25 protein-coding genes are annotated in these 24,365 nt (G+C 68.5%); 17 read left to right on the top strand and 8 right to left on the bottom strand.

The window, feature by feature from the left end:
• Positions 1–59 precede the first annotated feature (59 nt).
• Genes AC07NF_RS25335 through AC07NF_RS25345 form a run of 3 tightly spaced genes read left to right on the top strand, consistent with a single transcriptional unit; the run spans position 60 to position 2,661 of the window.
• Entirely contained in the window at positions 60–707 is a 648-nt protein-coding gene (locus AC07NF_RS25335; protein WP_494633424.1) for a class I SAM-dependent methyltransferase, read from the top strand.
• Positions 704–1,957 (top strand): flavin monoamine oxidase family protein, encoded by a 1,254-nt coding sequence (locus tag AC07NF_RS25340; RefSeq protein WP_494633425.1) that lies wholly within the window; start codon positions 704–706, stop codon positions 1,955–1,957. The genes AC07NF_RS25335 and AC07NF_RS25340 overlap by 4 nt, the downstream gene beginning before the upstream one ends.
• The gene (locus AC07NF_RS25345) at positions 1,954–2,661 is read left to right on the top strand and encodes a WbqC family protein (protein WP_494633426.1); all 708 of its coding nucleotides are present in this window, start codon (positions 1,954–1,956) and stop codon (positions 2,659–2,661) included. The genes AC07NF_RS25340 and AC07NF_RS25345 overlap by 4 nt, the downstream gene beginning before the upstream one ends.
• Here the strand turns inward: AC07NF_RS25345 and AC07NF_RS25350 are convergent.
• A complete protein-coding gene (locus AC07NF_RS25350) occupies positions 2,658–4,115 on the bottom strand; it encodes an alpha/beta hydrolase (protein WP_494633456.1) in 1,458 nt (485 codons plus the stop codon). The two genes, AC07NF_RS25345 and AC07NF_RS25350, sit on opposite strands and share 4 nt — an antisense overlap.
• 111 nt (positions 4,116–4,226) lie before the next feature.
• On the opposite strand from AC07NF_RS25350, the gene AC07NF_RS25355 reads away from it, so the two are divergent.
• The 4 genes from AC07NF_RS25355 to AC07NF_RS25370 all read left to right on the top strand — a co-directional run bounded on the left by AC07NF_RS25355 (position 4,227) and on the right by AC07NF_RS25370 (position 8,994).
• Entirely contained in the window at positions 4,227–5,684 is a 1,458-nt protein-coding gene (locus AC07NF_RS25355; protein WP_494633427.1) for a LytR/AlgR family response regulator transcription factor, read from the top strand.
• A gap of 15 nt (positions 5,685–5,699) precedes the next feature.
• Entirely contained in the window at positions 5,700–6,560 is an 861-nt protein-coding gene (locus tag AC07NF_RS25360; RefSeq protein WP_494633428.1) for an SDR family NAD(P)-dependent oxidoreductase, read from the top strand.
• 65 nt (positions 6,561–6,625) lie between these two features.
• On the top strand, positions 6,626–7,822 hold the full coding sequence (locus AC07NF_RS25365; protein WP_494633429.1) for a DUF418 domain-containing protein: 1,197 nt from the start codon (positions 6,626–6,628) through the stop codon (positions 7,820–7,822).
• Positions 7,822–8,994 (top strand): DUF418 domain-containing protein, encoded by a 1,173-nt coding sequence (locus tag AC07NF_RS25370; protein ID WP_494633430.1) that lies wholly within the window; start codon positions 7,822–7,824, stop codon positions 8,992–8,994. Before AC07NF_RS25365 ends, AC07NF_RS25370 begins: the two co-directional genes overlap by 1 nt.
• Here the strand turns inward: AC07NF_RS25370 and pseI are convergent.
• From pseI to AC07NF_RS25390, 4 genes are read right to left on the bottom strand one after another with little or no spacing between them, the layout of a single operon-like run.
• Positions 8,991–10,043 (bottom strand): pseudaminic acid synthase, encoded by a 1,053-nt coding sequence (gene pseI / locus AC07NF_RS25375; RefSeq protein WP_494633431.1) that lies wholly within the window; start codon positions 10,041–10,043, stop codon positions 8,991–8,993. The two genes, AC07NF_RS25370 and pseI, sit on opposite strands and share 4 nt — an antisense overlap.
• 59 nt (positions 10,044–10,102) lie before the next feature.
• Positions 10,103–10,378 carry a hypothetical protein gene (locus AC07NF_RS25380; RefSeq protein ID WP_494633432.1) on the bottom strand — a complete coding sequence of 92 codons (276 nt, stop codon included), beginning with the start codon at positions 10,376–10,378 and terminating at the stop codon, positions 10,103–10,105.
• Positions 10,375–10,707 (bottom strand): DUF5615 family PIN-like protein, encoded by a 333-nt coding sequence (locus AC07NF_RS25385; protein ID WP_492814862.1) that lies wholly within the window; start codon positions 10,705–10,707, stop codon positions 10,375–10,377. Before AC07NF_RS25385 ends, AC07NF_RS25380 begins: the two co-directional genes overlap by 4 nt.
• Complete coding sequence (locus AC07NF_RS25390; protein ID WP_492814860.1) at positions 10,704–10,931, bottom strand: DUF433 domain-containing protein; 228 nt, start codon at positions 10,929–10,931, stop codon at positions 10,704–10,706. The genes AC07NF_RS25385 and AC07NF_RS25390 overlap by 4 nt, the downstream gene beginning before the upstream one ends.
• A gap of 123 nt (positions 10,932–11,054) precedes the next feature.
• Here AC07NF_RS25390 and trxB point away from each other — a divergent pair, with 123 nt between their 5' ends.
• A complete protein-coding gene (gene trxB / locus AC07NF_RS25395; RefSeq protein ID WP_494633433.1) occupies positions 11,055–12,062 on the top strand; it encodes a thioredoxin-disulfide reductase in 1,008 nt (335 codons plus the stop codon).
• A gap of 124 nt (positions 12,063–12,186) precedes the next feature.
• Here the strand turns inward: trxB and AC07NF_RS25400 are convergent, their stop codons facing one another.
• Together AC07NF_RS25400 and AC07NF_RS25405 are read right to left on the bottom strand one after the other, a co-directional pair.
• Positions 12,187–13,428: a cell wall hydrolase gene (locus AC07NF_RS25400; RefSeq protein WP_494633457.1), complete on the bottom strand. Its 1,242-nt coding sequence runs from the start codon at positions 13,426–13,428 to the stop codon at positions 12,187–12,189.
• A gap of 27 nt (positions 13,429–13,455) precedes the next feature.
• A complete protein-coding gene (locus tag AC07NF_RS25405) occupies positions 13,456–13,935 on the bottom strand; it encodes a Dps family protein (RefSeq protein ID WP_291871399.1) in 480 nt (159 codons plus the stop codon).
• A gap of 60 nt (positions 13,936–13,995) precedes the next feature.
• Here AC07NF_RS25405 and AC07NF_RS25410 point away from each other — a divergent pair, with 60 nt between their 5' ends.
• From AC07NF_RS25410 to AC07NF_RS25430, 5 genes are all read left to right on the top strand, one after another.
• Positions 13,996–16,395: a PAS domain-containing protein gene (locus AC07NF_RS25410; RefSeq protein WP_494633434.1), complete on the top strand. Its 2,400-nt coding sequence runs from the start codon at positions 13,996–13,998 to the stop codon at positions 16,393–16,395.
• A 178-nt stretch (positions 16,396–16,573) separates the two neighbouring features.
• Positions 16,574–16,900: an ArsR/SmtB family transcription factor gene (locus AC07NF_RS25415; RefSeq protein WP_492814852.1), complete on the top strand. Its 327-nt coding sequence runs from the start codon at positions 16,574–16,576 to the stop codon at positions 16,898–16,900.
• Positions 16,897–17,316, top strand: a complete 420-nt coding sequence (locus AC07NF_RS25420; RefSeq protein WP_494633435.1) for an SRPBCC family protein — start codon at positions 16,897–16,899, stop codon at positions 17,314–17,316. Before AC07NF_RS25415 ends, AC07NF_RS25420 begins: the two co-directional genes overlap by 4 nt.
• A 5-nt stretch (positions 17,317–17,321) precedes the next feature.
• Positions 17,322–17,522, top strand: a complete 201-nt coding sequence (locus tag AC07NF_RS25425) for a hypothetical protein (RefSeq protein ID WP_494633436.1) — start codon at positions 17,322–17,324, stop codon at positions 17,520–17,522.
• A 9-nt stretch (positions 17,523–17,531) separates the two neighbouring features.
• Entirely contained in the window at positions 17,532–17,951 is a 420-nt protein-coding gene (locus tag AC07NF_RS25430) for a DUF1801 domain-containing protein (RefSeq protein ID WP_492814846.1), read from the top strand.
• On the opposite strand, the gene AC07NF_RS25435 is transcribed toward AC07NF_RS25430, so the two are convergent.
• Entirely contained in the window at positions 17,948–18,820 is an 873-nt protein-coding gene (locus AC07NF_RS25435; protein WP_494633437.1) for an NAD(P)-dependent oxidoreductase, read from the bottom strand. The two genes, AC07NF_RS25430 and AC07NF_RS25435, sit on opposite strands and share 4 nt — an antisense overlap.
• A 102-nt stretch (positions 18,821–18,922) precedes the next feature.
• On the opposite strand from AC07NF_RS25435, the gene AC07NF_RS25440 reads away from it, so the two are divergent.
• The 4 genes from AC07NF_RS25440 to AC07NF_RS25455 all read left to right on the top strand — a co-directional run bounded on the left by AC07NF_RS25440 (position 18,923) and on the right by AC07NF_RS25455 (position 24,234).
• Positions 18,923–19,258, top strand: a complete 336-nt coding sequence (locus tag AC07NF_RS25440) for a winged helix-turn-helix transcriptional regulator (RefSeq protein WP_494633438.1) — start codon at positions 18,923–18,925, stop codon at positions 19,256–19,258.
• Between the two features lie 61 nt (positions 19,259–19,319).
• Entirely contained in the window at positions 19,320–19,997 is a 678-nt protein-coding gene (locus AC07NF_RS25445) for a DUF1353 domain-containing protein (protein ID WP_494633439.1), read from the top strand.
• A 96-nt stretch (positions 19,998–20,093) separates the two neighbouring features.
• Complete coding sequence (locus AC07NF_RS25450) at positions 20,094–21,719, top strand: autotransporter outer membrane beta-barrel domain-containing protein (RefSeq protein WP_494633440.1); 1,626 nt, start codon at positions 20,094–20,096, stop codon at positions 21,717–21,719.
• A 211-nt stretch (positions 21,720–21,930) separates the two neighbouring features.
• Positions 21,931–24,234, top strand: coding sequence for a TonB-dependent receptor (locus tag AC07NF_RS25455; protein ID WP_494633441.1), 2,304 nt, complete (start codon positions 21,931–21,933; stop codon positions 24,232–24,234).
• The last annotated feature ends 131 nt before the right edge of the window (positions 24,235–24,365 follow it).

Genomic DNA, 24,365 nt, shown 5'->3' on the forward strand with positions numbered 1-24,365 from the left:
TAATCGATAATCATCGTTAACAAAGTATTCGCTGCTTCGGCCCGACTCTCCCAGCCACCATGCGCGCCCTGCCCGACATCCACGGTCTCAAGTATCCGGACGAGTTCGTCATCCGGCACTTCTTCAAGCGCGGCCTGCACCGCAAGACCGGCCGCGTGGTCGAGCTGGGCGGGGGCACGGGTAACAACCTGTCGCTCTACGCGACCTATGGCTGGGACCTGACCTGCGTCGACTATTCGGCCGCCGCCCTTGAGGACTGCCGCTGGAACCTGGGCGAGGCCGTAACCCTGATCGAGGCCGACCTCTCCAAGGGCCTGCCCGACCTGGGACAAGCGCCGATCGACGTGCTGCTGATCCCCAACCTGCTCTGCTACCTGACCAACGCCCAGGCCAAGGCGGTGCTGACCGCCGCTCGCGAGCGGCTGGCCCCCAACGCCGAGGTCTTCGTCCGCACCCGCCTGACCGACGACTATCGTTGCGGCAAGGGCGTGGAGGAAGAGCCGAACGGCTGGCGCCTGGCCACGCCCGAGACCGGCGAGGCGGGCCTGTTTAACTTGTTCTACACCGAGCAAGGCCTGGTCGACCGCCTGGTCGAGGAGCTGGGCCTCACCGACATCACCGCCCTGAAGGTGGCGTTCGACAACATCCAGGACGGCGTCCGCGTCGCCCCCAACAGCGACCTGGTCGTGTGGGGAGCGGTAGCTTGAGCAGCCGCATCCGCATCGTCGGCGGCGGCCTGACCGGCATCCTGGCCGCCTTCGAGGCCCACCGCCTGGGCTGGCGCGACATCACCATCCAGGAACGCTTTGAGGCCCTGGGCGGCGTCGCCCGGCCCAAGCTCGTGCACGGCGCCGAGATGCGCGACGGCTGCGTCTATTTCGGCGGGGCCGGCGATGTCATCGTCGACACCTTGACCGCCCACGGCGCCCGGTTCGAGACCTTCGACAACCGCTTCGGCTCGCTGAGCACCGGCGCCGACGGCAAGCGCGTGTTCACCTGGGACTTCGGCGGCCCGGCCGTCGACGCACCCGCCGGCAAGGTCGCCAAGCCCGCCGACGACAGCCTGGCCGCGCGCCTGGCCGCCTATCCGCCGCAGATCGCCGCGACGCTGGAAGCCTATGTCCGCTGGCACCTGGAAACCGATCCGGCCGTCATCCATGGCGAGGCCGCCATCCCGCTGGCCATCAACCGCGTCTTCCCGGCCGCCGCCGACCTGACCGCCCTGGCCAGCGCCAAGGCGACCGATCCGTGGACGGACGAACTGTACGCCATTCCGCGCGGCCTGTCGGGCCGCACCGCCAATGTCACCGCGACCCTGCCGGCCGGCGGCTTCGCCAAGCTGTTCGACGGCCTGCACGGCGCCCTGACGCGCCTGGGCGTGAAGGTCGAACTGAACTGCCTGGTCCCGCCGCGCCAGCTGATGGCGCAGGACGATCCCGATGAGACCATCGTCTGGGCCGCCAACCCCACGCCGCTGTTCAAGCCGATGGGCCTGTCCACCCCGTCGCTCGTGAAGAAGAGCTTCTTCACCTATGTCTACGCGGTCGAGGCCTTCGACGGCCCCTGCCCGATCTATGTCCAGAACTTCACCGCCCAGGGCGCGACCTTCCGCGCCTATCTCTATGAGAGCGGCGGTCAGACCCTGGTCGTGGCCGAGTGCGTCCGCGAGGCCGACCTCAAGACCCTGCCGACCGAGTTGCGCACCCTGCTGTCGGGCTTCGGGTCACTGAAGCTGGGCCCCATGGTCCACAGCGACGCCCAGCCGCGCTGGATCTACCACTCGCGCGCCGCCATCGACGGCCTGGCCGCGCTGCGCGGCAAGCTGACCGAACGCTTCGGCGGCCGGTTCATCCCCGGCGCCTGGGAGCCCTACGCCAAGAGCGCCAAGCTGGCCGAGGTCAACGCCGCGCTCGCCGCCGCGCGTGAAACGACGCCGGCCCTGGCGCGAGCGGGATGAGCCCGCACCACCTGCTCCGGGCGGCGGCGATCATGCAGCCGACCTATCTGCCCTATCTCGGCTATTTCCAGCTGATGGCCGCCAGCTACGTGTTCGTCTTCCTGGACGACGTGCAGTTCGCCCGCCGCTCGTGGCAGTCGCGCAACCGCATCCTGACCGCCCAGGGCGAGCTGATGCTGACCGTGCCGGTCAAGAAACACGACCGCGATACACCCATCTGCCTGATCGAGATCGACGACAGCCAGCCCTGGCGCGACAAGCACCTGGCCGCCATCCGCCACGCCTATGGCAAGCGGCCGTTCTTCGAGGAAGGCTGGGCCTTCGTCTCCGAGCAGCTGGCCCGTGAGCGGGACGGCAAGCTGGCCGACCTGACCTGCGGCGTGGCCCAAGCGGCCGCCGGGAAGCTCGACATCCAGACCCGCTTCGTCCGCGCCTCGACGCTGAACGCCGGCGGCGCGCGGTCCGAGCACCTCTTGAACCTGTGCCGCGCCGTCGAGGCCGAGGAATACGTCTCGCCGATGGGCTCGGCCGACTACATGGAAGAGGACGGCGTGTTCTCAGGCGCCAACTTCCCGGCCCGCTTCCAGCCCTTCCGGCTGGAGGAATATCCGCAAGGCTCGCAGCCCTTCACCCCGTACATGGGCTTCGTCGACGCCCTGATGAACGTCGGCTGGGACGGGATGAAGGGGCTGGTGCGGGCTTAGGCCAGCTTGAACTTCGGCGGCGGCAGGCTCAGTCGCGCATCGGCCACGGCCTCGCCTGCGAAGAACTTCACCAGCATCCCCTGCACGTCGGGATGGGCCTCGAAGACGTTGTGGCCGGCGTTCTCGACCAGCACCCGCGACTTGTGCTGGAACTGGGCCGCCACCTCGTCCTGCTCGGCCAGCGGCGTGCGGCCGTCCAGTGAGCCGGCGACCAGCAGGGCGGGCTGCTCGATGCGCAGTGGCGTCCGGAAGGTCTCGCCCAGGTCGACGCCCGGGACCGCGCCCAGCAGCTGCGGCATCGGGAAGTTCAGCGCCGAGCCCACCACGGCGGTCTTGGCCTCGCGCCGGACCACGGCCAGCTTGGCTGGCGAAATCCCGGACGCCAGGTCCGTGGCCTCGGGCATGCCCCGGAAGCTCAGCCAGTCGGCGACATCGCCCATGAACGGCGCCAGGACGTCGGTCTTGCCCGCGTCCAGCCCCAGGTACAGGGCCGGCAGCATGGCCAGGGTGTGGGGGTTGGCGATCAGCCCGCCCGCCAGCATCTGGACGCCGAAGCCGCCCATCCGGATCTCGCCCGGCGCGCCGTTGATCTTGACCTTGGTGAGAGCCGGCTGAGCTTCCAGCCGCTTGTGCACGCGGCGCATCAGAGCCGGCAGGTCGGGGATCGCCGCGCGAGCGGCGGGGTCCGCGCCCAGCAGGGCGTCGACCTGGCGCAGCAGCGTGTCGACCCGCGCCGGCCGCTTCACCGTCTGGTCCTGGCCTTCCAGGCTGGACAGGGCCACGCGGCTGACCCGGTCGCCGTGCCGCTTGAGCACGCTCAGCGCCAGGTGCGAGCCGTAGCTGGTGCCCCACAGGTCGATCGTCTCGGCCCCCAGATGGCGGCGCAGGTCGTCGATGTCGTCGGCGTTCTGTTCGGTGTTGTAGCCGGTCATGGCCACGCCGGCCCGGGTCCAGTCGACCCAGGCGTTCTGGAACTCGCTCCGGAAGTACGAGGTCAGTCCGGCCTCGGTGAACACCGGCGGCGGACGGGTCGAGGCCGGCCGCTCGGGGATACTGGTCGACAGGCCCGTGCCGCGCTGGTCGAAGGCGATGACGTCGGCCACGGCGCGCAGGGCCATGAAGATCGGAAAGCGCGGACCGCTCGCCGCGCCCGTGCCCTCGCCGCCCGGACCACCGGCCAGATAGACGATCGGCGGACCGGGCTTGGCCGCCGTCGAGGCGAACCGCACATAACCCAGCCGGATCTTTCGCGAGCCGAGGATGCGGCGATCCTCCGGGACCTCGAAGAAGCCGCGCTCGGCGTCGACCTCCTGGCCGCGCCAGCCCTTGAAGCGGAACGGGCCGGCTTGGGCCGGCGACGGAACCGACGGAAGCGCCTGGGCCAAGGCCAGGGTCGGAAGGGCGAGGCCGGCGGCGGTGAGCAGGGCGCGGCGATGAAGCGAGGTCTGGGTCATGCCGACAGCTGAGCCGTCCGGACCGACGTCCGCCACGCCGCTTCGGTCAATGGCGCCGCTGCGTCGGTGAATGGCGGCGCATCTCGGCGAGCGGCGCCTTAAAGTGACGCCATGTGGCGAACCTTGCTTCTCGGCCTGCTCCTGGCCGCCTTCACGACCCTGGCTCGAGCGCAGGACCTGTCATGGCAAGCCTGCCACGGCGCGGCCGGACCGGCTGGTCCGGTGCTGAGCGACTGCCGTCCGGTCCAGGATTTCGTCGATCCCCAGGGCCGCGAATTGTGGATCCGCGCCACGATCGCCGCGCCGAAAGACACACGGCCACACGCGCTCTATGTGGCGGGGGTCGCCTCGTCCGAGATCTGGTTCAACGGCCAGCGCCTGGGGGCCAACGGCCGTCCCGGCGCCACGGCGCGAGACGAGATTCCCGGACGCTACCAGGCGGTGTTTCCGATCCGCGAGAGCGCCTGGCGGACGGACGGGAACACGCTTGTGCTGCGCCTGTCGTCGTTCCACGGCGGCCTGCCATTCGCCCGCCCGATGAGCGCGCTGTTCGTCATGCCCTATCCCTATCCGCAACGCACCGCACTGCTGGCCATCACCTTCGTGGCGGCCGGGACCCTTTTGGCGGCGGCGTTCGGCTTTGGCGTCATCCACGCCATGCGCCGCACCGGGTCCAGCCTGATCCTGGCGGCCATGGCCGGGGTCTCGGCCTTGCAGGCCATCGTCGAGAGCCTGCGGCCGCTGTTCGACTATCCCTATCCGCTGCACGCCTGGCGGATGAGCGCCATCTGGGGGCTGGCGGCGACCTTCGCGATCCTGCTGGCGGCCTATGTCACGGCGCGGTTCCTGCCCAGGGCGCGGGGTCTGGTCATCGGCCTGGCGCTGGGCGCGGTCGGGGCCACGGCCCTGCTGCCGGGTTTCGACATGAAGACGGTCTGGGCGCTGATCCTGGGCGTGATCCTGGCCGCCGTACCCGCCGCGGCGGGCGTACGCTGGCGCGTCCCCGGCGCGCGACCGACCCTGGCCTGGCTGGCGCTGTTCCTGGTGCTGGCCCTGGGCTTTCCCGAGTGGCTGGCCGACTTCTCCTACTTCCTGCTGGCCGCCATGCTGGTGCTGCCATTGCTGATGGTCGAGGTGGTGCGCCTCTCCCGCGACGACCGCGGCCGCGAAGCCGCCCTGACCCGCGCCGCCAGCCAACCCGACCGCCTGACCGTGGCCTCGGCGCGGGGCGTCGAGTTGGTCCCAACCGCCGAGATCCTGGCCGTGGTCGGGGCCGACGACTATGCCGAGCTGCGGCTGGCCGGCGGTCGCAGCCTGCTGCACGCTGCTCGCCTGGACGGCTTGGCCGCCCAGTTGCCGGCGAACTTCCTGCGCGTCCACCGCTCGGTGATCGCCAACCTGGCCCACGTGCAGCGCCTGGAGCGCGACGGCGACCGCTGGCGGCTGCACCTGAACGAGGGCGCGCCCCTGCCGGTCAGCCGCTCGCGCCAGCCCGCCTTGCGCGAGGCCCTGGACGCGCCGCCGCCCTCTAGCGAACAGCGTTCACTTGCCCCATCCTCCGCCGTCTAGCGGGAGGGCTCACCCATGCTTCAGAAGAAATCCGTTGTCGTCACCGGCGTCTCCACCGGCATCGGCTGGGGCGCGGTCAAGGTGCTGGTCGCCAAGGGCTTCCACGTCTTCGGCAGCGTGCGCAAGGCCGCCGACGCCGAGCGGCTGAAGGCCGAGTTCGGCGACGCCTTCACGCCGCTGCTGTTCGACGTCACCGACGAGGCCGCCGTCCGCGAGGGCGCCAAACAGGTCGAGGCGGTGCTGGGCGGGGCCACCCTGGCGGGCCTGGTCAACAACGCCGGCATCGCGGTGGCGGGGCCGCTGCTCTACCTGTCGCTGGACGACTGGCGCCAGCAGCTGGAGGTCAATCTGACCGGCGTGGTGATCGCCACCCAGGCCTTCGCGCCGCTTCTGGGCGCGGGCGAGGCGCGCGTCGCCAACCCCGGCCGCATCGTCAACATCTCGTCGGTCGGCGGCCGCAACGCCAATCCGTTCATGGCCCCCTACTGCACCACCAAGTTCGGACTGGAGGGCCTGTCGGAGTCGCTGCGCCGCGAGCTCTTGCCGTTCGGGGTCGACGTCGTGGTGGTCGCGCCGGGCGCGGTGGCCACGCCGATCTGGGACAAGGCCGACCAGGTCGATGTCACGCGTTACGCCAACACGCCCTATGCCACGGCGCTGGATCGGCTGCGGGCCTACATGCTGCAGATCGGCAAGGCCGGCCTGCCGCCCGAGGCGATCGGCGAGGCCATCGCCACCGCCCTGACGGCGGCCAGGCCCAAGGTCCGCTACGTCGTCTCGCCCTCGCCGATGCAGGTGCTGATGACCGAGATCCTGCCCAAACGCACCTTGGACCGGATCACCGGCAAGCGGCTTGGACTGCTGCCAGAAGGCTAGATTTAGACTTGTAGTTCAACCCTGGCGCGCCCAGCATCGCTGCGTGAGGCTGAGGGGAATCACGCATGCAGAAGGATCGTATCGTCCTGCTGGACAGCCTGCGGGGCCTGGCGATCCTGGGCATCCTGATCTGCAACATCCCCGTGGCCTTCGAACCCGAAAGCGTGGCCGAGAGCGTGCCGTTCTGGCCGCACGGTCAGGCGCCGGCCAGCCTGGCGGTCTGGTGGGTCACCCAGGTGTTCTTCCAGCAGAAGTTCTACACCCTGTTTGGCATGCTGTTCGGGGCCTCGATCCTGCTGATCGGCGGGGAAGGCGGCGACCGCGACCGCACGGTGATGATCGTCAAGCGGCTGCTGGCCCTGCTGGCCATCGGCCTTTTCCACGGCCTGGCTGTCTGGCAGGGCGACGTGCTGAGCTTCTACGCCCTGATCGGCCTGGTCGCGCTGCTGGCGAGGGGCTGGCCGGCGTGGCGGCTGCTCACCGTGGGCATCGTGCTGCACCTTGGCGAATATGGCTGGAAGCTGTGGCGCACCCTGGGTCACGCGGCCCGCTTCGACCAGCCGTTTCCGGCCGACCTGACCGCCCGCATCGCCAAGGAAGCGGCCGCCGAGACCGCCCGCTTCACCGGCGATTTCTCCTCCTCGCTCGGCCAGAACGCCCACGGCTACTGGGGCTTCCTGGTCGAGTCCTGGTCGTGGCCGCCGCTGTGGCCGCTGACCGTGCTGGCCCTGATGCTGATGGGCATGGGCCTGTTCAAGCTAGGGGTGCTGAAGGGCGAGCTGTCGCCGAGCGCGCACAAGGCCCTGGTCGCCATCGGCCTTGGCGCCATGATCGTGGTCGCCGCGCCCCTGAGCCTCTATCTGGCCGTGCCGTCCAAGCCGATGATGCTGGGCGTGCTGGGTCGCTGGCTGCAAGGCCTGACCGCCCCGGCCGTCAGCCTGGGTTACCTGGCCGTGCTGGCCCTGGCGGCGAACGCCAAGGTCTGGCGCGCTATCCCCGCCGTGCTGGCGCCGGTCGGCCAGATGGCCTTCACCAACTATCTGATGCAGTCGGTGATCATGACCGTGATCTCGTACGGCGGCCGAGGGCCCGTGCTGTACGGCAAGCTGGATCGCCCGGCCCTGGCGGGGATCGTCGTCGTGATCTGGATCGCCCAGATCCTATGGTCGCGCTGGTGGCTGGACCGGTTCACCATGGGGCCGCTGGAATGGCTGTGGCGCCTGGCCTATCGCGGCCCCGCGCCCCTGCGACGGGCGGCCTGATGGAGGACAAGAACCGCATCGTCCTGCTGGATGCCTTACGCGGCCTCGCCGTGCTGGGCATCTTCCTGTGCAACATCCCGCTGGCGTCCGAGCCGCACGCGGTGGCCACCAGCCTGGTCGACTGGCCGCACGGCATGGAGCCAGCTTCGGTCGGCGTCTGGTGGGTCACCCAGGTGTTCTTCCAGCAGAAGTTCTACACCCTGTTCTCGATGCTGTTCGGCGTCTCGATCCTGCTGGTCGGAGGCGAGGGACGCGAAGGGCTGCTGCTGAAGCGCCTGCTGAGCCTGCTGATCATCGGCGCGCTGCACGGGGCGCTGCTGTGGAACGGCGACGTGCTGACCTACTACGCCCTGATCGGGCTGGTCGTCGCGCTGGCGCGGAACTGGCCGGCCTGGCGGCTGCTGGCGGTCGGCATCGCGCTGGACCTCTCCATGTCGCTGGCCACCGGCTTCAAGATCATCGGTGAGACCATCGACCCGCCCGTGCCCCAGCCCCCCGACCTGGCCGCCCAGGCCATCGCCGGCGCGCGCTACGGCGGGACCTTCGCCCAGTCCCTGGCCCAGAACCTGGCCGACTATCGTGAGGTGCTCAGCCACGTCTGGCTGCAATGGCCGTCGAACTGGCCGCTCACCGTGACGGCCCTGATGCTGATGGGCATGGGCCTGTTCAAGCTGGGCGTGCTGAGCGGCCGCGTCTCCGCCGGCGTCTGGCGCGCCCTGGCCGCTGCGGGCCTGTTCGCCCTGCTGATCGCCGCCCTGCCCTTCGCGCTGTACGTCGCCGCGCCGGACCACCCCGACACCCTGTGGGACCTGGCGCGCTGGATCCAGCGCGCGACGGCCCCGATCGTCGGCCTGGGCTATGCGGGCCTGCTTGTTTTGGCCGCCCGCTCGAAGGTCTGGAAGGCGATCCCCGCCGCCCTCGCCCCCGTCGGCCAGATGGCCTTCACCAACTACATCGCCCAGTCGGCAGTGATGACGGTGCTGTTCTACGGCGGCCGAGGCCCGGCGCTCTACGGCAAGCTGGACCGCCCCGCCCTGACCGCGATCGTCATCGCCACCTGGGCGGCGCAGATCCTGTGGTCGCGCTGGTGGATGAGCCGGTTCGCGATGGGCCCGCTGGAGTGGCTCTGGCGTTGGGCTTATCGCGGGCGGACGACGCTGCGGCGCGCCTAGCCCACCATCGACCAGTCCAGCGGCTCGCCGCGCGTGATGTCGCGGGTCGCGGTCTTGCCCAGGACGTTGTCCAGTTCGCCGGGGGGCAAGCCGTTGCCGGGGCGGACCGAGCGGATGTTGGCGCGGGACAGCGGCTCGCCGGCCTTGACGTCGGCGGTGATGTACAGCGAGCGGCGGAAGAGCAAGGACCCCTGCTCCGAACCCAGCACGTCGTAATGCGCCGCGCCCAGCGAGGCCCAGGCGTTCTTGGTGTCGTCGACCAGGGCCTTGAACTCGGCAGGCTCGAGGCTGAAGGCGGCGTCCGGGCCGCCGTCGGCGCGGGCCAGGGTGAAGTGCTTCTCGACGCAGCAGGCGCCCAGCGACACCGCCGCCACCGAGGCGGCCGTGCCCGGCGTGTGATCCGACAGGCCGATCGGGCAGCCGAAGCGGGCGGCCATGTCTGGGACAGTACGAACGTTCGCGTCAGCGAACGTCGCGGGATAGCTCGACACGCAGTGCAGCAGCAGCACACCCGGCGCGCCGGCTTGCAGGGCCGTGTCCAGCGCGATCTGCATCTCTTCGAGGTTGGCCATGCCGGTCGAGATGATCAGCGGCTTGCCCTTGGAGGCGGCGTACTTGATCAGCGGCAGGTCGACGGCCTCGAACGAGGCGATCTTGAAGGCCGGGGCGCCCAGGCTGTCGAGCAGGTCGACGGCGGTCTCGTCGAACGGGCTGGAGAAGATGGTCACGCCGCGCTGGCGGGCGCGCTCGAAGATGGCCGCGTGCCACTCGAACGGGGTGTGGGCCTCTGCGTACAGCTCGTACAGGGTGCGCCCGTCCCACAGGCCGCCGTGGATCTTGAACTCGGGCCGGTCGACATCCAGCGTGATGGTGTCGGCGGTGTAGGTCTGGATCTTGATGGCGTCGCAGCCGGTGTCGGCGGCGGCGTCGACCATCGCCAGGCAGCGCTCAAGGCTGCCGTTGTGATTGCCCGACAGCTCGCAGATCACATAGGGCGAGTGCGCGGGGCCGATCTTGCGGCCGGCGATCTCGATGAAGGGGGCGGACATGACGGATCACCCGAAAACGTGGTTGCCGTCATCTTAACCCCGAAAAGGTGGACGAGGCGTCAATCGCCGCCGCCACAGCCTCCGCCGTCGCCACCACCGCCGTCCGAGCCGCAATCGGAGCCCGTCGAGTTGCTGGCGTCGCTGGTGAAGGTCCCGCCGTCGCCGCCGGCGTTCTTGGCCTTGTTGGCGCTCGGAATCCCCATCGAGACCACGCCCAGCCCGCCGCCGATGGCGACGCCCAAGCTGATGCCCAGCGCCAGGTTGTTCAGCGCCAGCCCGAAGGCCACGCCGATGGCGACGCCCAGGCCCAGCCCGATCGGAAGTCCGGCCTTCATCGTCCCACCTCAATGATCGTTACGTCGCTGGCCAGGACACCGGACAGTTCAGACCAAACCGTCTCGAATCTGGCGATCAAGGCGTCGCGTCGTATGTTGCCAAATCGGACCCAAAGGATACGCGCCCTGGGCGTTCGGGCTAGCGCCCAGTCCACGAAATCGCGGTCCTTGGTCACGATCATGGCGTCTTCCGCGATCGCCAACGCCCAGATGTCGGCGTCAGGCGCGTCCCCCAGGTCCGCATCGATAACGTGGCGGGCTTCATGACCCTTCGAACGCAACCAGGACGCCAGAGCCGGCGGGAGTTGAGCGTCGACGAGGAATCTCAAGCGGCGACGACGGCGGTGTCGCTCACCGCCGCGGCCGCATAGGCAAGCGCGGCGCGAACGTCATCGGCCTCGAGATAAGGATAGTCTTCGATGATCTCCGCCGTGGTCATGCCATTGGCCAGCATTTCCAGCACGTCCTGAACACGGATCCGCAGGCCGCGAATGCACGGCCGGCCTCCGACCTTGCCAGGTTCAATCGTGATGCGTTCCAGCAACGGGTTCATGGTCACAACATAACGCCAATGGCGAAGGGCCGCCACCAAGCTGAAAAGACCTCGATGCGGCGTGAGTTTTTCACCACTTTCAGCCCATCGCCTCGCGGCGGAATCGACACTATATCTGCGGCCATGTCCACGACCGCTCCCCGCCAGACCCGCTGCCTGATCATTGGTTCGGGCCCCGCCGGCTACACCGCCGCCATCTATGCCGCCCGCGCGCTGCTGAAGCCCGTGCTGATCGCCGGCATCCAGCCCGGCGGCCAGCTGACCATCACGACCGATGTCGAGAACTATCCGGGCTTCGCCGACGTCATCCAGGGTCCCTGGCTGATGGACCAGATGCGCGCCCAGGCCGAGCATGTCGGCACCGAGTTCGTCAGCGACATCGTCACCTCGGTGGACCTCTCCAAGCGCCCGTTCACGGTGAAGACCGACAGCGGCCAGGACTGGATCGCCGAGACCATCATCATCGCCACCGGCGCCCAGGCCAAGTGGCTGGGCATCGAGAGCGAAGCTAAGTTCCAGGGCTTTGGCGTCAGCGCCTGCGCCACCTGCGACGGCTTCTTCTATCGCAGCAAGGACGTCATCGTGGTCGGCGGCGGCAACACCGCCGTCGAGGAAGCGCTGTTCCTGACCAGCTTCGCCAGCAAGGTGACCCTGGTCCACCGCAAGGACGAGCTGCGCGCCGAGAAGATCCTGCAGGAGCGCCTGCTGGCCCACCCGAAGATCGAAGTGATCTGGGACAGCGTCATCGACGAGGTCACCGGCCAGACCGATCCGATGGGCGTCACCGGCGCTCGGCTGAAGAACATCAAGACCGGCGAAACGACCGATGTGGCCGCCGACGGCGTGTTCATCGCCATCGGCCACGCGCCGTCGTCGGAGCTGTTCGCGGGCCAGCTGGAGGTTGGTCCGGGTGGCTATCTGAAGGTCAAGCCGGGCACGGCCTCGACGGCGATCGAGGGGGTGTATGCGGCGGGTGACGTGACCGATGACGTCTATCGCCAGGCCGTGACCGCGGCCGGCATGGGCTGCATGGCGGCGCTGGAGGCGGTGCGTTTCCTCGCGGAAGAGGACCACAAGGCCGCGCATCATCCGATCAGTCACGCGGAAGCGAATAAGATCGGGGTTTGGTAGGGACTAGATCCTCCCCCGCGATGCGGGGGAGGTGGCCCAGAGGGCCGGAGGGGGCTAGCTCGGCCTGAGCAGCACTTGCCCCCTCAGTCGCTACGCGACAGCTCCCCCGCATCGCGGGGGAGCATCAGTTCAACGGATTCAACAAACTCGGCGGCCGGGGCTTGGGCTTCGGCGGCGGAGGGGGCGGCGTGGCCGGCGCCGCCGGCGCTTCCACGGCCGGCGGCGGAGGCTCAGCCACCGCTTCCAGCGCCTTGTTGATCTTGGCGATCTCCTCGGCGGTCGGGATCCTTCGCCCGGCCACCGTTCCGACCATCGTGAACCGCTCGCCCGTCGGCGAGTTGGCGTCCGGCACCGCCATCAGCTTGGCTTCGGGCAAAACGAGGTTGTCGACGCCCAGCATCCGGGCCGCGGCGCTGGAGGCGATCGCCGGCGCGTTCTGGGCGGCCAGCACCTCGGGCGGGGCGGCTTCCAGGGTGCGCGGGTCGGCGGCCATCAGGATCTCGGCGCTGACCGTCTCGTTGCCCGAATAACGGCCGGTGAAGGCCGCCAGGGTCCCGGCGGGGCCGGTCCAGCGATAGAAGATGTGCTGGCCGAACTGCTTCAGCTTGACCAGGGTCGGCGCCCAATAAGGCGAGACGTAGTCGGCGTGGTAGTGGGTGGCCACGCCCACCGGCTTGAACACGAAGCCGCTCAGCGCCCGCTTGGCCACGGCCTGGGCGTTGGCCCACAGGGTCGGCGGCGGCACCCGCGCTAGCGAGCCGTCGCAGGCGAAGCTGAACTGGCAGCCGGTCGAGCGCGCCGCGCCCTCGTAGATCACCCCGCAGATCGACTTCGGATAGCCCGGGTGGCGCATGCGGTTGATCACCGTCTGGGCCACGGCCATCTGGCCCTCGCCAGGCTCGAAGCCGGCCTCGTAATAGACCGCCTGGGTCAGGCAGTTCAGCGCCTTGGCGCGGGCGTCGGCCGAGCCGGTGATCACGAACGGCCGCGCGGCCTCGAGCTCTTCCGGAACCGCCGGGCGCAGGGCGTTGATGATCCGCGCCTCGTCGAAGTCGGCGACGCGGTCGCCCAGGCGCGGGATGTCCTTGAGATTGATGACTTCCCAGCCCTCGACCCGTCCCCAGTAGTCCTTGTGCGGACGAGGGTCGTGACGCTGGGCTAGAGCCAGCATGGCGGGGTCGAAGTCCGCGACATAGTGGCGCAGCGCGCGCTCGCTGAAGCTGCGCGTCACCCGCATCAGCCCCGCCTCGCGCCCCGATCCGGCCGGCACGTAATAGGTGGTGGTGGCGCACGCCGAAAGACCGCCGACGACCAGGACGGTCGCGGCGGTCTTCCAGTTTCCGGCGCGAAGGCCGGTGATGTTCAGGGTCCCCACCCTGCCCCCGGCCAGCAGCTACTTGCTACCGAGAGTGGAGCGGATCATCCAGGCGTGTTTCTCGTGGGCCTGGAGGCGTTGGGTCAGCAGGTCGGCCGTGGCCTCGTCGCCGGCGTCGTCGGCGATCGGGAAGGCGTCGCGCAGGGTGCGGATAACCGTTTCGTTGTCGGCCTTCAGCTCGCTCAGCATGGCTTCCCACTCATTTTCGGGATTGCCGTCCTTGAGGCTGGAGAGGTTGCCGAAGGCGCCGTAGCCCATCGGGGCCAGCTCGCCCAGAGCGCGAATACGCTCGGCGATGTCGTCCAGCGCCGCCCACTCTTCCTGGTACTGGCCTTCCAGCAGGACGTGCAGGGATTGGAAGTTCGGACCCCGGACGTTCCAGTGATAACCATGCGTCTTGAGATAGAGCGCGTAGCTGTCGGCCAAGACCTTGTTCAGCGATGCGGCGATGTCGGCGCGCTGCTTGGCGCTCAGCCCGGTGTTCAAGGTGTCGGCCATCACTGATCTCCTCGGTTGCGTGCTCTAGGTAAGCGTGTCCATGCTCTTGGCAAGACATCTTTGCGGGGAGCAGAGGTGGTAAAAGAAGACGCCCCGAACTTGGCTTCCGACGAGCACCGTCGAATCCATGCTCTAGTTAGCGCGTGGCTTATCCCTCCGGTTCCACCACCGGCGTGGCGATGCGCCGTGGCCGCCTTGATCGGCGTGGCCATGGCGGTGCTGATGCGCGTGGCCCTGCTGGGCCTGCACGGCGGCGTGGGGGCCACCCAGCCGTTCTTCCCGGCCATCATGCTGGTCACCCTGTACGCCGGTTGGCGCTGGGGACTGGTCCCTCTGGGGGCCGGCGCGGCGTTCGGCTTCTACCTGTGGACCGACCAGGGCACGACCGCGATATCCGAGGACGAGCTGGCCACCCTGGTCATCTTCCTGCTGTGTGCGGTGATGATCGTGGCGGCGGCCGAAGGCCTGCGCGGGGCGATGCGGATGCTGGCCCGGGCCCGCGAGGAGCGCGCCGACGCCGAGGCCCGCCTGCGCGTGACCCAGACCGCCGCCGGCGTCGGGCCCTGGGACTACGACATGGTCCATGACGAGCTCTATCTGTCGCCCGGCGCGCGGCGGAACATGGGCGCGCCCGACGAGGGCCGGGTCCGGATCGGCGACCTGCCGTCCTATGTCCACCCCGACGACCGCGAGATGACGCGCGAGCGAGTGCGACGGGCGCTCCAGGGGCTGGAGGAGTACGAGGTCGAGTATCGCCTGGCCGACACCAGCCAGGGCGAGCGCTGGGTGCACGGCCGCGGCGAGGTGATCCGCGACGAGGAGGGCAAGCCGGTCCGCATGATCGGCCTGAATTTCGACGTCACCAACCGCCGCCGCTCGGAAGAACAGGTCCGCGAGAGCGAGGCCCGCTTCCGGAACCTGGCCGACAGCGCGCCCGCCCTGATGTGGGTGTCGCGGCCGGGCGGCATCCGCGAGTTCGTCAACCGCGCCTATGTCGAGTTCACGGGTCTGGACTATGACGGCGCCCTGACCATGGACTGGCGCACGCGGCTGTTTCCCGAGGACCTGCCGGGCATCCTCAAGGCCCAGGTGGCGGGCGAGGCCTCGCGCAAGCCGTTCAGTCTGGAGGGCCGGTATCGCCGCAACGACGGCGAGTGGCGCTGGCTGAAGTCGTTCTCGCAGCCGCGCTTTGGCCCCGACGGGGCCTTCATCGGCTTCATCGGCATCGCCTTCGACACCACCGACGCCAAGCAGGCCGAGGCCAAGCTGACCGGGGTCAACGAGCTGCTGGAAGAGCGCGTCGAGGCCGCCGTGGCCGAGCGCGACGCCGCCCAGGCGGCGCTGCTGCAGTCGCAGAAACTGGAAGCCATTGGCCAGCTGACCGGCGGGGTGGCCCACGACTTCAACAACCTGCTGACGGTGATCATCGGCGCCCTGGACGTGGTCGAGCGCCACCCCGACGACGAGCGCCGGCGCGAGAAGATGATCGGCGCGGCCCTGGCGGCGGCCAAGCGCGGCGAGAAGCTAACCCAGCACCTGCTGGCCTTCGCCCGCCGCCAGCCGCTGAAGCCCGAGGTCTGCCGCGTCGACCGCCTGATCGCCGAGTGCGAAGGCCTGCTGAAACGCGCCCTGGGCGACGCCTACACCTTCCACCTGCGGCTGGGCGCGGGCGTGCGCGCCGCCAGGATCGATGCGGGCCAGTTCGAGGCGGCCCTGCTGAACCTGGTCGTCAACGCCCGCGACGCCACCCCGCCCGGCGGCGAGGTGACCATCGAGAGCCGCCCGGTCACCATCACCCGCAAGCAGGGCGAGCTGGAGCCTGGGGAATATCTGCGGGTCGCCGTTCGGGACACCGGGGCCGGCATGGACGCGGCCACCATCATCCGCGCGGTCGAGCCGTTCTTCACCACCAAGGCCCCGGGCGAGGGCACGGGCCTGGGCCTGTCCCAGGTCTATGGCTTCGCGCGGCAGTCGGGCGGCTCGGTCGATATCGAGAGCAAGCCCGGCCAGGGCGCGACCATCGCCTTGCTGCTGCCGATCGACCTGAACGAGGTCGCCGCCGAGACCGCCCCGGCCGTCGACCACGTCCAGGCTCAGGTCCCCTCGCGCGTGCTGCTGGTCGAGGACGATCCGCAAGTGGCCGAGCTGGTCGGGGTGATGCTGCACGACCTGGGGCACAGCGTGGTGCGGGCCGGCGGGGTGGATGAGGCGCTGTCGCGGCTGGCTCAGGATGACGGCATCCAGTTGGTGCTCAGCGACGTGATCATGCCGGGCGGCAAGAGCGGCGTGGACTTGGCCGAACAGCTGGCGGCCGATCGGCCGGGGCTGCCGGTGGTGCTTTGCTCGGGCTACACGGGCGGGGACCAAGGGCGGGCTCGGGCCGGGGACTGGCCGTTTATTTCGAAGCCGTTCTCGTTGGAGACCTTGGCGCAGGCGCTAGCGCAGGCGCGGCCGCACTAGCGATCCGCCCTCGTCCTTCGACAAGCTCAGGATGAGGGCTACGGGAACGCCGCGTCAGTAGAGAACCTCATCCTGAGCCTGTCGAAGGACGAGGTTCTTGGCCCCTCCGCATAACCCCCTTGACCAACCCATAACCCCAGAGTTATACGAAAACCCATAGCCCATGAGTTATGAGTCAGTGACCGAAACACCCCACGACACCCTCTTCCGCACCCTCGCCGACCCGACCCGCCGCGCCCTGTTCGAGCGCCTGTGTCGGGACGGCGAGCAGACGGTTGGCGCGCTCACCGCCCAGGCGGGGGTCAGCCAGCCGGCGGTGTCCAAGCACCTGGCGGTGCTGAAAACCGCCGGCCTGGTCGCCGACCGGCACGAGGGTCGCCAGACGCACTACAGCGCCCAGCTGAACGCCCTGGCCCCGCTCATCGACTGGACGAGCAAGATGGCCGGCTTCTGGGAAGGCCGGTTCGACAAGCTCGAAGACCTTTTGAACAGGATGGACCAATGACCGACACCAAGACCGTGGTCATCGAACGCGACCTTCGCCACCCGCCGGAGAAGCTCTGGCGCGCCCTGACCCAGCCCCACCTGATGGAGGAATGGCTGATGAAGAACGACTTCCAGCCGCAGGTCGGCCACAAGTTCAACCTGCGCGGCGAATGGGGCGGCGTGCTGGACTGCGAGGTGCTGAGCCTCCAGCCGCCCACCAGCCTGTCCTACAGCTGGAACTTCAAGCACGAGGACCCGGCCTACGACCTGACCAGCGTCGTGACCTTCACCCTCACCCCCACCCCGACCGGCACGCATCTGCGCGTCGAACAGGCCGGCTTCCGCCCCGACCAGAAGCAAGCCTTCGGCGGCGCCCACGCCGGCTGGAAGGGCTTCCTCGAGAAGCTCGACACCCTGCTGGACAAGGAAGGCTGAGCGTCATGAGCAAGCTGATCCGCCAGACCCACCGCTGGCTGTCGATCGCCTTCACCGCCGGGGTGCTGGGCTACATCATCGTCATGAGCCAAGGCCAACCGCCCTACTGGGTTGGCCTGTTCGCCCTGATCCCGCTGATCCTGCTCTTGATCTCGGGGCTCTATCTCTTCGTGCTGCCGTACGTGCGGCGCGGCGCGAAAGCCTAGGAGGACGCCATGCCGATGAAACCCGCCCCGGCCGGCGTCCCGGTCGCAGACCTGATCGACGAAGCCATCGCCAATCTGGGCGACTGGCGCGGCGAGACCCTGGCCCGCCTGCGCGCCCTGATCCACGAAGCCGATCCCGACGTGGTCGAGGAGTGGAAGTGGGGCAAGCCGGTCTGGTCGCACGACGGCCTGATTTGCACCGGCGAGACCTACAAGGCCTATGTGAAGACCACCTTCGCCAAGGGCGCGTCGGTGGCCGATCCGAAGGGCCTGTTCAACTCCAGCCTGGACGGCAACGTCCGCCGCGCGATCGACTTCAAGCAAGGCGAGCCGATCGACGCGGACGCCTTCAAGGCCCTGATCCGCGCGGCCGTGGCCGTGAACAAGGCCGACCAGGCCGCGCGGACCGCCAAGAAGAAGAAGGCCTAGGCCGGGCTGCCCAGCACCTTGACCACGGCGGCCAGCTCCTGGTCGGCCAGACCCTGGCGGTCGGCCTCCTGCAGCCAGCCGTCGACCAGGGCCGGCAACTGGTCGTTCAGCTTGAGGTCGCGCGAGCTCTTCAAGATCCGGTCGACGGCCGAGATCGAGATGCGCAGCGGGCTCTGGCTGATGGTGAAGTCGCCTGACTTGATGACCCCGCCCTGGTGCTCGAAGAACGCGCCGAAGCTGGGCGAGATGTCCTTGACCAGCGTGCCGTAGGCGGCGACGTCGATGCCGACCGCCTCGGCGATGCGGGCCCCGTGGGCGAAGCCGGCATAGGCGCCGTAGACATAGGACAGGGTCGCCAGGTCCATGAAGGCCGCCGCGTCGACCCGCTCGCCCACCTTGACCAGATTGCCGCCCAGCAGACGCAGCAGCGGCTCGACGGCCTCGAGGTCGGCGGCCGCGCCGGCCACCAGCACCGGGGTGTCCGGCTGGCCCATCTGGCTGGGCGCGGCCTGGATGGCGCCGTCGACATAGCGACCGCCGGCCGCCTCGATCCGGGCGGCGAAGGCGCGGGCGGCTTCCGGGCCCGTGGTGCCGAGGTTGACGAACACACGGCCCTTCAACGCCGCGTCCACGCCGGGCGCGGCCAGCACCGCCGCGACGGCGGCGTCGTCATAGAGGATGGCCAGGGTCACGGGACTGGCCGCGATGGCCTCGGCGGGGCTGGCGGCGACCGCCGCCCCCTGCCCCTCCAGGTCCCGCGCCTTGTCCGGCGAGCGGTTCCACACCGTGACCGACTTTCCGGCCTTCAGGAGCAGGTCACCCAGCACCACGCCCATGGCGCCCAGGCCGATCAAGCTGACGTCCGACATTTGCTTTCTCCTTGCGAAAATGTTGGACGCCGCAAGTAGGAAGCCTACTCTCCAAGTCGCAAGAACTGACCAAATTGTAAGGTACTATCCAAAAGGTAAGTCATGAAGCACCCCGGCTACGCCTGCGGCATCGGCCCGGCCTTCGGCGTCATCGGCGGCAAGTGGAAGGCCGCCCTGCTCTGGGAGCTGAACGCCGGCGCCCTGCGCTACGGCGAGCTCAAGCGCCGCGTACCTGGCGTCACCGAGAAGATGCTGATCCAGCAGCTGCGCGAGCTAGAACGCGACGGCCTGGTCGAGCGCCGCATGTTTCCCGAGGTCCCGCCGCGGGTGGAGTACGAACTGACCGCGTGGGGCGTGCAGCTGAACACGGCCCTAGCGCCGGTCGCAGACTGGGGCGAGGCCTATGCCAAGGCGCACGGGCTGTACCCAGAAGGTTGAGCCTTCCCTTAAAACGACTTTGGCGCGATAGTGAATTCAGGCACACGCCATGGGGGAAGCAATGGCCGGCAGCTTTAGTGATGCGATCCAGGTCGAATGGCTGAAGAAAGAACGCCGGATGAAGCTTCTGCGTGAGTTCAGCTATACGGATCCCGCCACCGTCGTCTGGTCCGTCCCCAAAGGCGCGGAGACCGACGGCGCGTCGATCCCCCGCGTTCTATGGACCGTCATCGGCTCACCGTTCGATACGCCCTATCGCGACGCAGCGGTGGTCCACGACTGGTACTGCGACGTTCGGCTTCGCCCGTGGAAGCAGGTCCACAAGATGTTCTACAACGCGATGCGGGCCAGCGACACGCCGGAGCCTCTCGCGAAGGCGATGTACCTGGGCGTCCTGGTCGGCGGCCCGCGATGGAACGACCAGGCGATGGTGAATACCGGAATTTCGACGACGACGATCGTCACGGGCGCTCCCGACTTTTCGGAGAGCTTCCGCTCTAACTTTTCCCATAGCGGCGGCCAGAGCATGACCCGCATGGCCACGGGTGACGGCACGTTCGGCGTGAGCTTCGAGTCCGGCGACATCCAGATCTCCGAAAAAGCCGCCCCCCTCAGCAAGGCGCAGGAGCGGGCGCTTTCCTCGCTGCTCGAACAGAACGCCGAACGCCTGGGCGAGGCTTCGCTCGATGACCTCGAGAACGAGGCCGAAGAGGTTCGCAGCGCGATCGGCTACGCCTAGCAATCTGCCCACCACAACTCCGCCTTGATTGCGACAGCGCCGCCATAGTAGACCCCCAGGCATCGCGGGGGCGCGATCGCTTACGGAGTCCAGTAAGTGTTGTTTCCAGTTCTCCGCGCCGGCCAGGCCGCCGCGGATCGTTCCTGGCTGCCCCGCGTGACGCCGGCAGCCCTTTCCGCCATCGCTCTGGTCCTGGCCGCGCCGCTCGCGGTCCATGCCCAGGAAGCGCCCAAGGATCCCGACAAGACGTTCGGCGACAAGACGCTGACCGACAGCGACGACGCCATCACCAACGAAAAGACCGTCGACCTGATCAACAGCGTCGACTTCGGCGGCGGCGCCAATTCGCTGACCAACAACGGCACGATCACGATCGGCGCCAAGGCGACGGCGCCCGTCCAGGTCAAGCTGCTGCAGCTGGAAGCCCTGAAGAACGCCGGCCTGATCGACCTGCGCAATGGCCATGCCGGGGACGTCCTGACCCTGTCGGGCGACTACAACGGCTCGGGCAAGGCGCGCCTGGGCCTGGACGTCGGTCCCGGCGGCGTCGACCGCCTGGTGATCGGCGACGTGGCCAACGGCAAGACCGCCGTCGTCCTGGGCGGCCTCACCGCCAAGACCGCCGCCCTGACCGGCGATAAGGGCCCGGTGCTGATCCAGGCGGGCGCGGAGTCGACCAAGGACGCCTTCTCGATCGAGAACACTGAGATCGGCTTCGTCCGCTACGGCCTGGTGCAGGACGTCGCGGCCGACAAGACCGTCACCTACCGCCTGAAAGGCGTGGCCGGTCAGCGGGCCTATGAGATGCTGAAGGTCTCCGAGAGCGTGCGCGACCTCTGGCGCCAGTCGTCCGAGGCCTGGAGTGCTCACGTGGCCAGCCTGCGCGACGCCGGCCATGACGCCAGCGGCATGGGCGTCTGGGGCCAGGCCTTCGGCAGCCGCCTGGACCGCGACGGCAAGATCGGCAGCGGCGACCAGACCGTCGAGGTCGACTATCGCCAGACGGCCTATGGCGGCCAGATGGGCGTTGACCTGATCAATGCCGGCATGGACGACAACCGCATCCTGCTGGGCCTGACCGGCGGCTATGCCGACGCCCGCCAGCGCTTCAGCGGCTACGGCGCCCAGACCGCCAAGCTGCAGGTCGCCAATTTCGGCGGCTATATCGGCCTGACCCACGGCGGCTTCTTCATGAACGCCCTGGCCAAGGTCGACAGCCAGTCGATCAAGGTCACCAACGGTCCCGACGCGATCGATTTCAAGTTCGACGGCAAGGCCTATGGCGGCCTGCTGGAAGCCGGCCTGCGCTCGGGCGGCGACGGCGTCCACTTCGAGCAGCTGCTGAGCATCAACTATGTCAGCGCCCGCCTCGACGACGCGGCGGTGTTCTCGCAGAAGCTGGACTTCGACAACGCCACCGGCTTCGTCGCCAAGCTGGGCGTGCGCGGTTCGGTCGAGAGCGAGGCGCTGGGCGGGGTGGTCACCACCTACGGCTCGGCCTTCGTCGCGCATGACTTCACGATCAAGAACAGCCTGGACCTGGTCAGCGGCGACCAGCGCGAGCACCTGTCCCAGGACGGCGGCCGCACCTTCGGCCAGCTGACGGCGGGCCTCAGCTACCGCGCCGGCGGCGCCGTGGTCACCTTCGTGGAAGGCGCGGGCGAAGCCGGCGACGGCCGCACCGGCGGCGCCCTGCGCCTGGGCGTGCGGATCGGCTTCTAGCCGTTCCTAAGGTAACGCCCGTGGGTGAGGCTTTCGCGCCTCACCCACGGGCTGTCGCCTACAGCCAAGTAAGTAAGTCCTTCACTGAACCGACATGGAAGAGGCCTATAGCGCGGACGCGCTGGTAGCGGGACGAATCGCGTTCGCTCCGCTAGGTCGCTGGCGCTTCACGAAGACGGCCGCCAACGGCCGCGATGAAAGGTCTCTCCCCATGCGTCTCTCCTCCCCCAAGCTGGCTCTGCTGCTGGGCGCGGCTTCCGCGACCCTGGCTTTCGCCGGCGCCGCCCACGCCCAACAAGCCCAAACCCAGGCTCAGGCCGACAGCGCCCAGCTGGACGCCATCGTCGTCACCGCCGAGCGCCGCTCGGAAAACCTGCAGAAGGTGCCGCTGTCGGTGGCCGCCGTCTCGGGCGACCAACTGCGCGCCGTCACCGCCGACGGCGGCGACATCCTGGCCCTGTCGGGCAAGGTCCCCAGCTTCTACGCCGAGACCACCACGGGCCGCATCTTCCCGCGCTTCTACATCCGCGGCCTGGGCAACATCGACTTCTACCTGGGCGCCTCGCAGCCCGTGTCGATCATCCATGACGACGTCGTGCTGGAGCACGTGGTCCTGAAGTCGAACCCGCTGTTCGACATCAGCCAGGTCGAAGTGCTGCGCGGCCCGCAGGGCTCGCTGTTCGGCCGCAACACCACCGCCGGCATCGTCAAGTTCGACACCATCAAGCCCAGCGAAGACTTCAACGGCCGCTTCTCGGCGTCGTACGGCACCTACGGCACGACCACCTTTGATGGTGGTATCGGCGGCCCGATCGCCGACGGCCTGATGTTCCGCGCCTCGGTGCTGTACCAGCACCGCGACGACTGGGTGGACAACACCTTCGCCGGCGTCAGCGCCGATGGCACCAAGACGCCCGAGAAGAACGCCATGGGCGGCTTCACCGAAAAGGACGCCCGCCTGCAGGTGCTGGCCAAGCCGAACGACAAGCTGTCGGTCCTGGTCTCGGCCCACGCCCGTTCGTACGAGGGCACCTCGACCCTGTTCCTGCGCCAGGCCCTGACCAAGGGTTCGAACGACAGCGCCGCCCCGCGCGACAAGGTCGCCTTCGACGAAGCGGCCAACAACCCGCAGGCCTATGACACCTACGGCATCTCGGCCCACGTCGACTACGACTTCGGCCCGGTGACCCTGACCTCGATCAGCGCCCTGGAGCACACCAAGGGCTACAGCCGTGGCGACACCGACGGCGGCGCGGCGGCCAACTTCCCGGTCGGCGGCGTGCCGAACGGCTTTGGCCAGTCGATGGGCCAGGTCCGCGACCTGGACCAGCTGACCCAGGAAATCCGCCTGGCCAGCAACGGCGAAGGCAAGCTGAAGTGGCAGGTCGGCGGCCTGTACTTCGACTCGCGCGACACCACCGACTTCTATCAGCGCGGCTATTTCCTGCTGCCGACCTCGGCCGGCTACAACCCCAACAACTGGGTGCGCCTGAACAACCTGAACACCTCGTGGGCGGTGTTCGGCCAGGCCAGCTACGCCCTGACCGACGCCCTGACGATCACGGCCGGCATCCGTGACACCTACGACGCCAAGAAGACCGTCCTGGTGAAGACCTCGAACAACGCCGCCAACGTCTCGACCTACACGGGTCGTCGCTATGTGCGCCTGGCCGACGAGCAGGTCAGCTGGGACCTGTCGGCCAACTACCAGGTCAATCCGGACGTCAGCATCTACGCTCGTACGGCCAAGGGCTTCCGCGGCCCGACCATCCAGGGCCGCTCGGCGGTGTTCAACGCCGACTTCACCACGGCCGACTCGGAAACGATCCAGTCGTACGAAGTGGGCTTCAAGAGCTTCCTGCTCGACAACACCCTGCGCTTCAACGCCTCGGCCTTCACCTATGAGGTCAAGGACATCCAGCTGAACGGCAACGACAGCAACGGCAACGGCGTGCTGTTCAACGCCGACAAGGCCCAGGCCTACGGCGTCGAAGCCGACCTGGAATGGCGCCCGGTCCAGAACCTGCTGCTGACGGCTGGCGCCAGCTACCTGCACAGCGAGATCAAGGACAAGCGCGTCTACGCCCAGGTCTGCGCGCTGAACGGCGTGGTGGTCTGCACGGTCGAAAACCCGACGATCAAGGTGGGGGCCAACACCTTCGCCCAGATCGACGGCCAGCCGCTGCCGAACGCCCCGAAGTACAACCTGAACTTCACCGCCCGCTACAACATCCCGGTCGGCGACGCCGGTCGCTTCTTCGCGGCCACCGACTGGAACGTCCAGGGCTACACGAACTTCGTGCTCTACAAGACCAAGGAGTTCTACGCCAAGGGCGCCTTCGAAGGCGGCCTGAAGCTGGGCTACGAGAACCTGGACAAGGGCTACGAGATCGCCCTGTTCGGCCGCAACATCACGAACGAGAAGAACCTCAAGGGCGTGATCGAGAACTACATGGCCGCCGTCTACAACGAGCCCCGCATCGTCGGCGTCTCGCTGAGCGCCAAGCTGAAATAGTCGTTTCTTCCCCGGCTCGGCCTCTTGCGGGTCGAGCCACCCCCTGCCTGCCCCGGAGCCTGCAAGCTCCGGGGCATTTCTTTGTTACAAACCCCAACTCAACCTAGGGATTGTCAGTACGCGCATTTGGG

This window comes from Caulobacter sp. GW821-FHT10A06 (assembly GCF_059415805.1).

Excerpts from the sequence above, each read along its gene's own strand:
- AC07NF_RS25350 (WP_494633456.1), bottom strand. The coding sequence starts at position 4,115 with ATGACCCAGACCTCGCTTCATCGCCGCGCCCTGCTCACCGCCGCCGGC.
- AC07NF_RS25390 (WP_492814860.1), bottom strand. The coding sequence starts at position 10,931 with ATGAACCCGTTGCTGGAACGCATCACGATTGAACCTGGCAAGGTCGGA.
- AC07NF_RS25425 (WP_494633436.1), top strand. The coding sequence starts at position 17,322 with ATGAGCAAGCTGATCCGCCAGACCCACCGCTGGCTGTCGATCGCCTTC.
- AC07NF_RS25335 (WP_494633424.1), top strand. The coding sequence starts at position 60 with ATGCGCGCCCTGCCCGACATCCACGGTCTCAAGTATCCGGACGAGTTC.
- pseI (WP_494633431.1), bottom strand. The coding sequence starts at position 10,043 with ATGTCCGCCCCCTTCATCGAGATCGCCGGCCGCAAGATCGGCCCCGCG.
- trxB (WP_494633433.1), top strand. The coding sequence starts at position 11,055 with ATGTCCACGACCGCTCCCCGCCAGACCCGCTGCCTGATCATTGGTTCG.
- AC07NF_RS25360 (WP_494633428.1), top strand. The coding sequence starts at position 5,700 with ATGCTTCAGAAGAAATCCGTTGTCGTCACCGGCGTCTCCACCGGCATC.
- AC07NF_RS25420 (WP_494633435.1), top strand. The coding sequence starts at position 16,897 with ATGACCGACACCAAGACCGTGGTCATCGAACGCGACCTTCGCCACCCG.
- AC07NF_RS25365 (WP_494633429.1), top strand. The coding sequence starts at position 6,626 with ATGCAGAAGGATCGTATCGTCCTGCTGGACAGCCTGCGGGGCCTGGCG.
- AC07NF_RS25440 (WP_494633438.1), top strand. The coding sequence starts at position 18,923 with ATGAAGCACCCCGGCTACGCCTGCGGCATCGGCCCGGCCTTCGGCGTC.
- AC07NF_RS25445 (WP_494633439.1), top strand. The coding sequence starts at position 19,320 with ATGGCCGGCAGCTTTAGTGATGCGATCCAGGTCGAATGGCTGAAGAAA.
- AC07NF_RS25345 (WP_494633426.1), top strand. The coding sequence starts at position 1,954 with ATGAGCCCGCACCACCTGCTCCGGGCGGCGGCGATCATGCAGCCGACC.
- AC07NF_RS25355 (WP_494633427.1), top strand. The coding sequence starts at position 4,227 with ATGTGGCGAACCTTGCTTCTCGGCCTGCTCCTGGCCGCCTTCACGACC.
- AC07NF_RS25370 (WP_494633430.1), top strand. The coding sequence starts at position 7,822 with ATGGAGGACAAGAACCGCATCGTCCTGCTGGATGCCTTACGCGGCCTC.
- AC07NF_RS25455 (WP_494633441.1), top strand. The coding sequence starts at position 21,931 with ATGCGTCTCTCCTCCCCCAAGCTGGCTCTGCTGCTGGGCGCGGCTTCC.
- AC07NF_RS25430 (WP_492814846.1), top strand. The coding sequence starts at position 17,532 with ATGCCGATGAAACCCGCCCCGGCCGGCGTCCCGGTCGCAGACCTGATC.
- AC07NF_RS25405 (WP_291871399.1), bottom strand. The coding sequence starts at position 13,935 with ATGGCCGACACCTTGAACACCGGGCTGAGCGCCAAGCAGCGCGCCGAC.
- AC07NF_RS25380 (WP_494633432.1), bottom strand. The coding sequence starts at position 10,378 with ATGAAGGCCGGACTTCCGATCGGGCTGGGCCTGGGCGTCGCCATCGGC.
- AC07NF_RS25435 (WP_494633437.1), bottom strand. The coding sequence starts at position 18,820 with ATGTCGGACGTCAGCTTGATCGGCCTGGGCGCCATGGGCGTGGTGCTG.